Consider the following 10528-nt stretch of genomic DNA (forward strand, 5'->3'; position numbering starts at 1 on the left):
ACCCATGACCGTTTACGACTCCACACTGCCCTACCCGCGCGACCTCGTCGGCTACGGCCGCAATCCGCCGCATGCGCAATGGCCCGGCCGGGCCCGCATCGCGGTCCAGTTCGTCCTCAACTACGAGGAAGGCGGCGAGAACTGCGTGCTGCACGGCGACGCCGGCTCCGAGCAGTTCCTGTCCGAGATGTTCAACCCCGCGAGCTACCCCGACCGCCACATCAGCATGGAGGGGATCTACGAATACGGTTCGCGCGCAGGCGTCTGGCGCATCCTGCGCGAGTTCGAGAAACGCGGCCTGCCGCTGACCGTGTTCGGCGTCGGCATGGCGCTCGAACGCTATCCCGAACTTGCAGCCGCCTTCAAGGAACTGGGCCACGAGATCGCCTGCCACGGCTGGCGCTGGATCCATTACCAGAACCTCGACGAGGCCACGGAGCGCCAGCACATGCGGCTGGGCATGGAGGCCATCGAGAAGCTCACGGGCCAGCGCGCGCTCGGCTGGTACACGGGCCGCGACAGCCCGCGCACGCGCCGCCTGGTGGCCGACTACGGCGGCTTCGAATACGACAGCGACTACTACGGCGACGACCTGCCGTTCTGGATGAAGGTGCAGAAGACCGACGGCMAGGTGGTGCCGCAACTGATCGTGCCCTACACGCTCGACTGCAACGACATGCGCTTCGCGCTGCCGCAGGGCTATTCGCACGCCGACCCGTTCTTCAAATACATGAAGGACAGCTTCGACGCGCTCTACGCCGAGGGCGACGAGGCGCCGAAGATGATGAGCATCGGCATGCACTGCCGCTTGCTGGGGCGGCCCGGGCGCATCGTCGCGCTGCAGCGCTTCCTCGACCACATCGCCGCGCATGACCGGGTCTGGGTCTGCACCCGGCTCGACATCGCGCGGCACTGGAAAGCGACGCATCCCTACGCCGCCTCGCAAGGAAACTGACATGGCGCTCACCATCGACCAACTCAACGCGGCATCGGCCGACGAAGCCGTCGCGCTGCTCGACGGCGTCTACGAGCATTCGCCTTGGATCGCGGCGCGCTCGCTCGTATCGCGTCCGTTCCGCTCGCTCCCGCACCTCAAGCATGCGCTGGTGCAGGCCGTGACCCACGCCTCGCGCGAAGAGCAGCTCGGCCTGATCCGCGCCCACCCCGAACTCGCGGGCAAGGCCATGGTCAGCAAGAGCCTGACCGCCGAATCGACCAACGAGCAGAACAAGGCCGGCCTGACCGACTGCACGCCCGAGGAATTCGCGAGGATCCAGCAGCTCAACGCCGACTACAACGCCAAGTTCGGCTTCCCGTTCATCCTCGCGGTGCGCGGCCCGCGCGGCACGGGCCTCCTGAAGCGCGAGATCATCGAGACCTTCGAGCGCCGGCTGCACCACCACCCGGCCTTCGAGCTCGGCGAGGCGCTGCGCAACATCCACCGCATCGCGGAGATCCGCCTGGACGACAAGTTCGATGCCGACCCGACGCTCGGCAACGTGGTCTGGGACTGGCAGGAGAAGCTCGCCGTCCACACCGACCCGGGCTACGCCGAGAAGGGCCAGCTCACGGTCACCTACCTGACCGACGCGCACCGCGCCTGCGCAGCACAGCTCGCCCAGGACATGCGCGACGCCGGCTTCGACAGCGTGCAGATCGATGCCGTGGGCAACGTGGTCGGCCGCTACGAGGGCGCCACGCCCGGCGCCCGGGCGCTGCTCACGGGCTCGCACTACGACACGGTGCGCAACGGCGGCAAGTACGACGGCCGGCTCGGCATCTTCGTGCCGATGRCCTGCGTGCGCGAACTCAAGCGGCAGAACCGCCGGCTGCCGTTCGCCTTCGAGGTCGTGGGCTTCGCCGAAGAGGAAGGCCAGCGCTACAAGGCCACCTTCCTGGGTTCCGGCGCACTGATCGGCCACTTCGACACGGCATGGCTCGACCAGAAGGACGCCGACGGCATCACGATGCGCGAGGCGCGGCGCCACGCGGGCCTCAAGGACGAAGACATCCCGAAGCTGCAGCGCGATCCCTCGAAGTACCTGGGCTTCGTCGAAGTCCACATCGAACAGGGCCCGGTGCTGACCGAACTCGACCTGCCGCTCGGCATCGTGACCTCGATCAACGGCAGCGTGCGCTACGTCGGCGAGGTCATCGGCATGGCCAGCCACGCCGGCACCACCCCCATGGACCGCCGCCGCGACGCCGCGGCCGCCGTGGCCGAGCTGATCCTGTTCGCCGAGCAGCGCGCTGCGAAGGACGGCGATTCGGTCGCCACGGTCGGCATGCTCGAAGTGCCGAACGGCTCGATCAACGTGGTGCCCGGGCGCTGCAAGTTCAGCCTCGACCTGCGGGCGCCGAACAACGAACAGCGCGACGCGCTCGCGGCCGACGTCGTCGAAGCGCTGAAGGAGATCTGCGAGCGCCGCGGCGTGCGCCACACGCTCGAGGAAACGATGCGCGCGGCCGCGGCGCCCAGCGCGCCCGAATGGCAGCAGCGCTGGGAGAAGGCGGTCGACACGCTCGGCGTGCCACTGTTCCGCATGCCGAGCGGCGCCGGCCACGACGCGATGAAACTGCACGAGGTGATGCCGCAAGCCATGCTCTTCGTGCGCGGCATCAATTCGGGCATCAGCCACAACCCGCTCGAATCGAGCACCAACGACGACATGCAGCTGGCGGTTCTTGCGTTTCAGCTGCTGCTGGACAACATCGCCACCGAGCAAAGCCAACCATGACCGACTACAAGAAACTCGACGCCTGGATCGACGCCCACTTCGACGAGGAAGTGCGCTTCCTGCAGGACCTGGTGCGCGTGCCCACCGACACGCCGCCCGGCAACAACGCACCGCACGCCGAGYGCACGGCGGAGTTGATCGAGGCCTTCGGCTTCGAGGCCGAGAAGCACGCCGTGCCCGAACAGGAGGTGAAGGACTACGGCCTCGAATCCATCACCAACCTGATCGTGCGCCGCAAGTACGGCAACGGTGGACGCACGGTGGCGCTCAATGCGCACGGCGACGTGGTCCCGCCCGGCGAAGGCTGGAGCCATGACCCCTACGGCGGCGAGATCGACGGCGGCAGCCTCTACGGCCGCGCCGCCGCGGTCAGCAAGAGCGACTTCGCGAGCTTCACCTTCGCAGTGCGAGCGCTCGAGGCGGTGGCCAAGCCGAGCCGGGGCAGCGTCGAACTGCACTTCACCTACGACGAGGAATTCGGCGGCATCCTGGGCCCGGGCTGGCTGCTCAAGCAGGGCCTCACCAAGCCCGACCTGATGATCGCGGCCGGCTTCAGCTACGAGGTGGTCACGGCGCACAACGGCTGCCTGCAGATGGAAGTCACGGTGCACGGCAAGATGGCGCATGCCGCGATCCCGACCAGCGGCGTCGATGCGCTTCAGGGCGCGGTCCACATCCTGAACGCGCTCTATGCACAGAACACGCTCTACCAGCAGGTGACGTCGAAGGTCGAGGGCATCACGCACCCCTACCTCAATGTCGGCCGCATCGAGGGCGGCACCAACACCAACGTCGTGCCCGGCAAGGTGGTCTTCAAGCTCGACCGCCGGATGATCCCCGAGGAGAACCCGGTCGAGGTCGAAGCCAGCATCCGCAAGGTCATCGCCGATGCCGCGGCGCCGCTGCCCGGCATCACGGTCGACATCAAGCGCATGCTGCTGGCCAATTCGATGAAGCCGCTGGCCGGCAACAAGCCGCTGGTCGATGCGATCCAGAAGCACGGCCAGGCGCTCTTCGGCGAGCCGATCAAGGCCATGGGCACGCCGCTCTACACCGATGTGCGGCTGTACGGCGAAGCCGGCATCCCGGGCGTGATCTACGGCGCCGGCCCGCGCACCGTGCTCGAGTCGCATGCCAAGCGCAACGACGAGCGCGTGGTGCTCGAAGACCTGCGGCGCGCCACCAAGGTCATCGCGCGGACCCTGAGCGACCTGCTGGCCTGAGCCGGCCCCAGCCTCCGAGCGCAGCGCCGGGCCCGTCGCCCGGCGTTCTCATATCGGCAAGGAGCGTGAGGCCATTGCTTGAGCCGATCGGGGGTCGCCGATAGACTCGGCCGCATGCCAATCCCCGTCCAGCCCCAGAACCACGCTGCCTTCGCAGTCCTGCCCCTTGCGGCGGACCGCGCGCATGCGCAGTTCCTGGCGAGCACGGCGGGTTGCCAGCCGACGCCCGCAGATTCCTAAGCCCGGCGGTCCGCTCCTCTCCCCTTTCAGCGCAGACCTTTCGACCGCCGGGCACCAGCCTCGCGCGGTAGTGGCCGCTGCCCGTCCGATCGGGCAGGCGGCAGAGGAGCACCCTGCAATGAACATCCGATCCATCCTGGCCATCACCGACTTTTCGCGGCAAGCCAACCAGGCCGTCGAACGTGCGGCCCAGCTCGCGGTCTTGCACCGCGCCACGCTCAAGCTCATGGTTTTCGCCACCGAGGGCGACGCAGCGCCCGTCGACGCGGCCAGCCGGCTGGCGCACGCCGCCAAGGACTTGGGCCGCCGGCTCGCCATCACCGTGCGGACGGTGAGCCGGAGCGCGAACAGCCTTGCGGATGTCGCGCAGGAAGCCAGCTGCGCCGACCTGCTGGTGCTCGGCCATGGCCGCGAACGCACGCTCGGCGCGTTGCTGCGCGGCCAGACCGCCGAGCGGCTGGCGCGCCTTTGCCGCTGCCCGATCCTGGTCAGCAAGCTGGCACCGCGGCAACGCTACGGCAGGATCCTGGTCGCCGTGAACTTCACGCCGGCATCGAAGAACCTGGTCAAGCTGGCCTGGATGCTGGACGACGACGCCGAAGTCGAGCTGTTTCACGCCATCAGCACCCGCAACGAGGCGAAGCTGCGCTCCGCCGAGGTGTCCCGGCACGCCATCGAGGCCTACAGGCACGAATGCATGCGCCATGCGCGCGACCGCATCTTCTGGCTCACCGATTCGTTCGACTCCCGCCGCAACCGCGTGATGTCGGCCATCGGCCACGGCGACCCCGCCCGGCAGGCCGCGATCCAGCAGGACCATGTGGGCGCCGATCTGCTGGTGGTCGGCAAGCGCAGCAACTCGCCGGTCGTGGACTTCGTCTTCGGCAGCGTGGCGCAGCGCGTGCTGTGCTGGGCGAGCAGCGACGTCCTGATCGTGCCCGACGACTTCCAGGCCTCGTCACGCGCCGCGGCAATGCAACGGATCGAGGCCGAGCGCGCCCTCGCTCCGGCCGTCGGGAGGATCTCGTGAGCGACGCACGCCTGCTCACGAACGGTTCGGCGACGAGCTGGATCTGGCTGCTGCGCCATGCGTCCAGGACTGCATGGCGGGCTGCCCCAGATCCGCCAGTAGCACTTCGATCGCCCGATTGAGTTCGTCCAGGCGCTCCACCAGCAGGGCCAGGCCACCGGTCGGTGACGACGGCTGCTCGCCGCGGCACGCGAGCTCGAGCGCTTCGCACGCCTGAACCACCCGCTCGGCCTGGACCATCCGTGCCGCGCCCTTGATCCGGTGCGCCATGGAAGCCGCTTCAGGGAGCTCGCCCGACTCGACGTGGTCGACAAGCTGCCGCAGGTCGCCGAGGTTGGCTCGCAGCAGGGCCTCGAGAAATCTCGCCTCGACCCGGGCATCGCCGTCGGACAGGCTGCGCAGCGCCAGCGGGTCGAACGGTCTCCCGGCCGGGGCTTCCGGCGGCGGCGCGGATGGCGGTGCCGCAAGATCCGCGCGCAGATGCCGATGGAGCGCCGCCGACAGGCCATCGAGGCTGAAGGGCTTCATCAGGCACTCGTCCATCCCCACTTCGAGGGCGCGGCGCCTCTCCGCTTCCTGCACATGGGCGGTGCAGCCCAGGACCGGGCAGCGCGGCAGGCGCTGCTCGCGCTCGAGCGCACGGATGGCCGCAGTCAATGCGTAGCCGTCCATGACCGGCATCGAACAATCGGTGATGACGAGGTCGAAGCCGCCATCGCGCCAGAGTTCCAGTGCAGTCTCGCCGTCTTCGGCCAGTTCGCAGTCCAGGCCCAGGTGATCCAGCTGGCGGCGCAGCAGCAGCCGATTGGCCGGATGGTCGTCGACCGCCAGGACCTTGCCGTGCCAGCGCCAGGAACGCCCGGACTCGTTGTCGTCCTGGATCGCCGGCAGCGTCGCGGCCAGCGGCGCGGCCACGACCAACAGGTCGAACGCGACCCGGATGCAGGTTCCCTGCCCGCGCTGGCTGCGAACCTCGATCGTGCCCCCCATCTTCCGGCACAGCCTCTGCACGATGGGCAGGCCCAGCCCCGTGCCGCTGACGGCACGCGGCCCGGCGGCCTCGGCCTGGAAGAAGGGCCGGAACAGGTTCGCGACATCCTCGGACGCGATGCCGATGCCGGAGTCCTCGACCTCGAGGACGACCGACTCGGTGTCCCCGCTCCGATTCGCGTGGCGCAGGCGCAGCGTGACGCTGCCGGCATCGGTGTACTTGATGGCATTGCTGACCAGGTTGTTGACGATCTGCCTGAAGCGCGTCGCATCGGTCACATGCCATTCGCCGACCGCCGGATCCAGGTCGAGCCCGATGACCAGTCCGCGCTGGCGCGCCATGCCCGAGAACACCTTGGCCACATCTTCGAGGATCGGCCGCAGCCGTACCGGCGCCAGCACGATCTCCAGGCCCCCGGCCTCGATCTTCGAGATATCCAGGATGTCGTCGATCAGCCCGAGCAGGGATTGCGCCGAGCTGCGGGCCAGCTCGACCGATTCCCGGTCCTTCGCGTTCAACCGGCCCTCGCGCACCAGCAGTTCGAGCAGGCCCAGCACCGCGTTCATCGGCGTGCGGATTTCGTGGCTCATGGTGGCGAGGAAGTTGGACTTGGCCCGGTTCGCCTCCTCGGCCCGGGTCAGGGCCGTTTCGATCTGCTCGATCAGGTGCTGGCGCTCGGTGATGTCGATCGCGCCGGCGATCAGCGCGGATGCCGCAGCGCCCTCCTTCAGCGCGATGGGCGCCGCCCAGTGGAGAATGCGCCGCGTCTGGCCGTAGACAGACACGTCGACGTCCTCGCTGATGGTGCCGTGGTTGGCGAGCAGGTCGAGGTAGCGCTCGTGAAGCAGGGTCATATGCTCGGGATCGGCGAAGTCGAGCCCGCTTTCGCACACGGTCTTGCCTTCGATCGCCTCGCGCGTGGTGCCGAAGAGCGTTTCGTAGGCTGCGTTGCAGAAGATCTGCCGCGCCTCGGCGTCGCGCACGCAGATGGCATAGGGGATGCCCTCGAGCGTCGCCCGCTGGAAGGCGAGCTGGTCGTGCAGTTCGGCCTTCGCGGCCAGCCGGCGCCCCATCTCGATGCGCAACGACCGAGTCCGGATCGTGCTCAGGACGAGGCACAACGCGAAACCCGCGGCGAACGCATAGAACCAGAGGCAGTGACCCTCCAGATGGCCGAAGATCATTTCGGCCCCTCAGGAAATGAGACGGTGAGCGCGGGTGAAATCGACCAATTCAACCAGCGTGGAAATTCTGAGCTTCTCGAAGATGCGTGTCTTGTAGCTGCTGATCGTCTTGTTGCTGATCAGCAGCGTTTCGGCGATTTCCTTGTTGCTCATGCCGCGCGCGAGGTATTGCAGCACCGTCAGTTCCCGGTCGGACAAGGTCTTGATCAAGGCGTCGGGGCTGGCCGGCGAATTGAGATGGGCCTGCGGGGACAGCGCTGACGAGGGGAACAGGCTATAGCCGGCGAGCACCGTTTGGGCGGCCTGCACCACCGCCGTCATGTTTTCGTTCTTGCTCATGAAGCCGTTGGCGCCCGCCTGCACCGTGCGGGCGGCGAAAACGGATTCCTGCTGCGCGGACAACACCAGCAGCTTGATCTCGGGCTGGGATTTCCGCACGCGCTCGAGCAGGTCCAGGCCGCTGAGCCGAGGCAGATCGAGATCGAGAATGACCAGGTCGGGGTGCTGATCGCGAATGGCGGCCAGCGCAGTGGGGCCGTCGCCGGCCTCGCCGACGACCTTGAAGTCGCCGCCGGCCTCGAGTGCGGAGCGGACCGCGAGCCGGATGGCCGGGTGATCGTCGACCACGATGACTGTATGCATTTGGATTCCCTTGCTATGAGTTTTGGCCGTCTGACGGCTATTGCGCGTGGGCCATTTCTCAATCGAATAGCATTCAACCCGCGCTTTCGTCTCGATTTTAAGTCGCATCCAAACCCAATGCGGAATACATCAGCACTTATAGAATCGCATATTCCCTCTCTTTGCGAAAAAATCCACACATGGATCGTCTATATATTCAAATCAATTTCAGAATTTTCTTATTGTCTTTTTAGAAATTTCCCACAACCATCCAAACAATCAATTTCAATTCGACAAACCAATCTATTAATATTAATCAGTCACAAAACGTTGCAGAAGCCGACGCAACAGGCTTCCTTTCGGCCCTTTTCCTTGCCCGGCTTGAGGGCGCCTTCTCCTTCTCAGCGGATCCATCGATTCAGGCGGAAGGCTGTGTCCATGCACGGTTCGACGCCCGCACCCTGCGCCTTGCCCGGATCGTCGGGATCGGTCGTGCGCTCGACGAGGTGGCCGGTGTCGCCGCTTCCGAGGTGGCGGCTTGTCAATTGCGTGGTGGTGCCCCGGAAATGCCTTGGCCTCGGCGCAGGCGCTGGCGCGCGAGATCGCCGCGTTCCCGCAGCAGTGCATGCACCGACCGAAGTTCGGCCTGCGCTCGATGGGAGCTGTCGCTGGCGAAGAGAGGGCGCGAAGGGTGCCGGGCGCTTCGCCCAGGGCACCGGCCGCCATGGCGCCTTAGGCAGGCGTTGAGCGGGGGGGGGGGCGGCGGCGCGAAAAGCGGCGCCGCGCCGGGTGCCGGATTCAGCCCGCGCGGCGGGCGCCTTGCACCTGGTAGCCGTTCTGATAGATGCCGATCACCAGGCCGCTCACGGCATCGGACGGCCGGGCGGTGATGAATCGGTTGCCGCCGGCCTGATACACGACGATGGTGCAGGCAGCGCTCCTGCTCAGGGTGCGTGCCACGCCGCTGGCCTGGCTGACTGTCTGATAGGTGTTCATGAGGTGGCTCCTGTCTGAATAGGGTTCGAGGGATGAGGGGTCAGGAGCGCGAGGCGGCCAGCAGGCCGTCGATCGCGAGCACCACGCCCTCCCGGGCGTCTGGCGAAGGCGTGCCTTCGAGCAGCAGGTTGCGCACGAGGCCCAGCGTGTTGATGAGCTCCGCCTCCATCTCCGTCAGCAAGGGAATGACCTCGAAATCGGGGTACTTGCCCTTGGCGCCCATCGGTCTTCCGGGGCCCGACAGATCGACGTCGTAGCCTTCACTGATTGCCTGTTTCTGGGTCTTCATGGGGGCCTCGCAAGGAAAGGGTGGTCCGTGTGGCGCCGCGGATCGGCAGCACATCGATGTAATACATTGTGCCTAATTACTGCAAAAGTAACAAGATGATTCATTAGATCTTGTGTACTTTTTACGTCCCATCGCTGGCCACCTGCCGGCGCCTCGCTCCGCCCCGCCCCGTCAGATCAGGGTAATCACGGAGTCCTTGGCCCCACATCGGGCTTGATTGCACCCATTTTTTGTATACAAATATAGGGTGCAATCAACCGGCCGAGCATTCCGTTCGGCCCTTCGACCATCCGCCACGAGGAGACACCCGTGAACGCAACCGTCAGCCAAGCCAGCATCGAGCTGCCGATCCCAGGCGCCGTGCACCCGAGCGAATCGAACGCAGTGATCAAGCCGGGCTACGACCCGCGCCTGACCAACGAAGACCTTGCGCCGTTGAAGCGGCAGACCTGGGGCCAATACAACATCTTTGCCTTCTGGATGTCCGACGTCCACAGCGTCGGCGGCTACATCACGGCCGGCAGCCTGTTCGCGCTCGGCCTGTCGAGCTGGCAGGTGCTGGTGTCGCTGCTGGTGGGCATCTGCATCGTGCAGTTCTTCTGCAACCTGGTGGCCAAGCCCAGCCAGGTGACCGGCACACCCTATCCGGTGATCTGCCGCGCCTCGTTCGGCGTGCTGGGCGCCAACATCCCGGCCGTGATCCGCGGCCTGATCGCGGTCGCCTGGTACGGCATCCAGACCTACCTGGCCTCGGGCGCATTCATGCTGCTGGCGCTGCACTTCCATCCCGGCCTCGCCCCCTACGCGGACGTGGCGCAGCACGGCTTCGTCGGTCTCTCGGCGCTCGGCTGGGTGGCTTTCATGGTCATGTGGGTGCTGCAGGCCATCGTGTTCTGGCACGGCATGGAAGCGATCCGGCGCTTCATCGACTGGGCCGGTCCGGCCGTGTACGTGGTGATGGCGGCGCTGTGCGGCTGGCTGGTCTGGAAGGCCGGCTGGAGCAACATCGACATGCGCCTGGGTGGCGTCAAGTTCGCGGGCTGGGACGCACTGCCGGTGATGCTCAGCGCGACTGCGCTGGTGGTCAGCTACTTCAGCGGGCCGATGCTCAACTTCGGCGACTTCTCGCGCTACGGCAAGAGCTTCGACGCAGTCAAGAAGGGCAACTTCTGGGGCCTGCCGGTCAATTTTCTATTCTTCTCGCTGCTGGCCGCTG

General features: G+C 66.5%; 10 protein-coding genes. 5 read left to right on the forward strand and 5 right to left on the reverse strand.

The annotated features are described in order from the left end of the window. Positions 1-4: 4 nt before the first annotated feature. The 4 genes from puuE to AC1D2K_RS20520 all read left to right on the forward strand — a co-directional run bounded on the left by puuE (position 5) and on the right by AC1D2K_RS20520 (position 5231). Positions 5-955, forward strand: coding sequence for an allantoinase PuuE (gene puuE / locus AC1D2K_RS20505; protein WP_478090675.1), 951 nt, complete (start codon positions 5-7; stop codon positions 953-955). A 1-nt stretch (position 956) separates the two neighbouring features. Beyond that, positions 957-2738: a 2-oxo-4-hydroxy-4-carboxy-5-ureidoimidazoline decarboxylase gene (gene uraD / locus AC1D2K_RS20510; RefSeq protein WP_478090666.1), complete on the forward strand. Its 1782-nt coding sequence runs from the start codon at positions 957-959 to the stop codon at positions 2736-2738. Further along, positions 2735-3961 (forward strand): M20 family metallopeptidase, encoded by a 1227-nt coding sequence (locus AC1D2K_RS20515; protein ID WP_478090667.1) that lies wholly within the window; start codon positions 2735-2737, stop codon positions 3959-3961. Before uraD ends, AC1D2K_RS20515 begins: the two co-directional genes overlap by 4 nt. A gap of 358 nt (positions 3962-4319) precedes the next feature. Further along, a complete protein-coding gene (locus tag AC1D2K_RS20520; RefSeq protein ID WP_478090668.1) occupies positions 4320-5231 on the forward strand; it encodes a universal stress protein in 912 nt (303 codons plus the stop codon). A gap of 15 nt (positions 5232-5246) precedes the next feature. Here AC1D2K_RS20520 and AC1D2K_RS20525 read toward each other — a convergent pair whose 3' ends face one another. From AC1D2K_RS20525 to AC1D2K_RS20545, 5 genes are all read right to left on the reverse strand, one after another. Then, complete coding sequence (locus AC1D2K_RS20525; RefSeq protein WP_478090669.1) at positions 5247-7406, reverse strand: ATP-binding protein; 2160 nt, start codon at positions 7404-7406, stop codon at positions 5247-5249. Between the two features lie 9 nt (positions 7407-7415). Beyond that, positions 7416-8156, reverse strand: a complete 741-nt coding sequence (locus AC1D2K_RS20530; protein ID WP_478090670.1) for a response regulator — start codon at positions 8154-8156, stop codon at positions 7416-7418. A gap of 272 nt (positions 8157-8428) precedes the next feature. Beyond that, positions 8429-8572 carry a hypothetical protein gene (locus tag AC1D2K_RS20535; protein ID WP_478090671.1) on the reverse strand — a complete coding sequence of 48 codons (144 nt, stop codon included), beginning with the start codon at positions 8570-8572 and terminating at the stop codon, positions 8429-8431. A 253-nt stretch (positions 8573-8825) separates the two neighbouring features. Continuing rightward, a complete protein-coding gene (locus AC1D2K_RS20540) occupies positions 8826-9023 on the reverse strand; it encodes a hypothetical protein (protein WP_478090672.1) in 198 nt (65 codons plus the stop codon). A 40-nt stretch (positions 9024-9063) separates the two neighbouring features. After that, on the reverse strand, positions 9064-9312 hold the full coding sequence (locus AC1D2K_RS20545) for a hypothetical protein (protein WP_478090673.1): 249 nt from the start codon (positions 9310-9312) through the stop codon (positions 9064-9066). Between the two features lie 309 nt (positions 9313-9621). On the opposite strand from AC1D2K_RS20545, the gene AC1D2K_RS20550 reads away from it, so the two are divergent. Next, positions 9622-10528 (forward strand): cytosine permease (locus AC1D2K_RS20550; protein ID WP_478090674.1); only part of this gene is annotated, 907 nt, incomplete at its 3' end.

It is taken from the genome of Variovorax sp. P1_H12_2, assembly GCF_056405335.1.

Bases quoted from the DNA above. Each gene is read 5' to 3' on its own strand.
- AC1D2K_RS20520 (WP_478090668.1), top strand. From the start codon at position 4,320: ATGAACATCCGATCCATCCTGGCCATCACCGACTTTTCGCGGCAAGCC.
- AC1D2K_RS20525 (WP_478090669.1), bottom strand. From the start codon at position 7,406: ATGATCTTCGGCCATCTGGAGGGTCACTGCCTCTGGTTCTATGCGTTC.
- AC1D2K_RS20530 (WP_478090670.1), bottom strand. From the start codon at position 8,156: ATGCGACTTAAAATCGAGACGAAAGCGCGGGTTGAATGCTATTCGATT.
- AC1D2K_RS20540 (WP_478090672.1), bottom strand. From the start codon at position 9,023: ATGAACACCTATCAGACAGTCAGCCAGGCCAGCGGCGTGGCACGCACC.
- AC1D2K_RS20545 (WP_478090673.1), bottom strand. From the start codon at position 9,312: ATGAAGACCCAGAAACAGGCAATCAGTGAAGGCTACGACGTCGATCTG.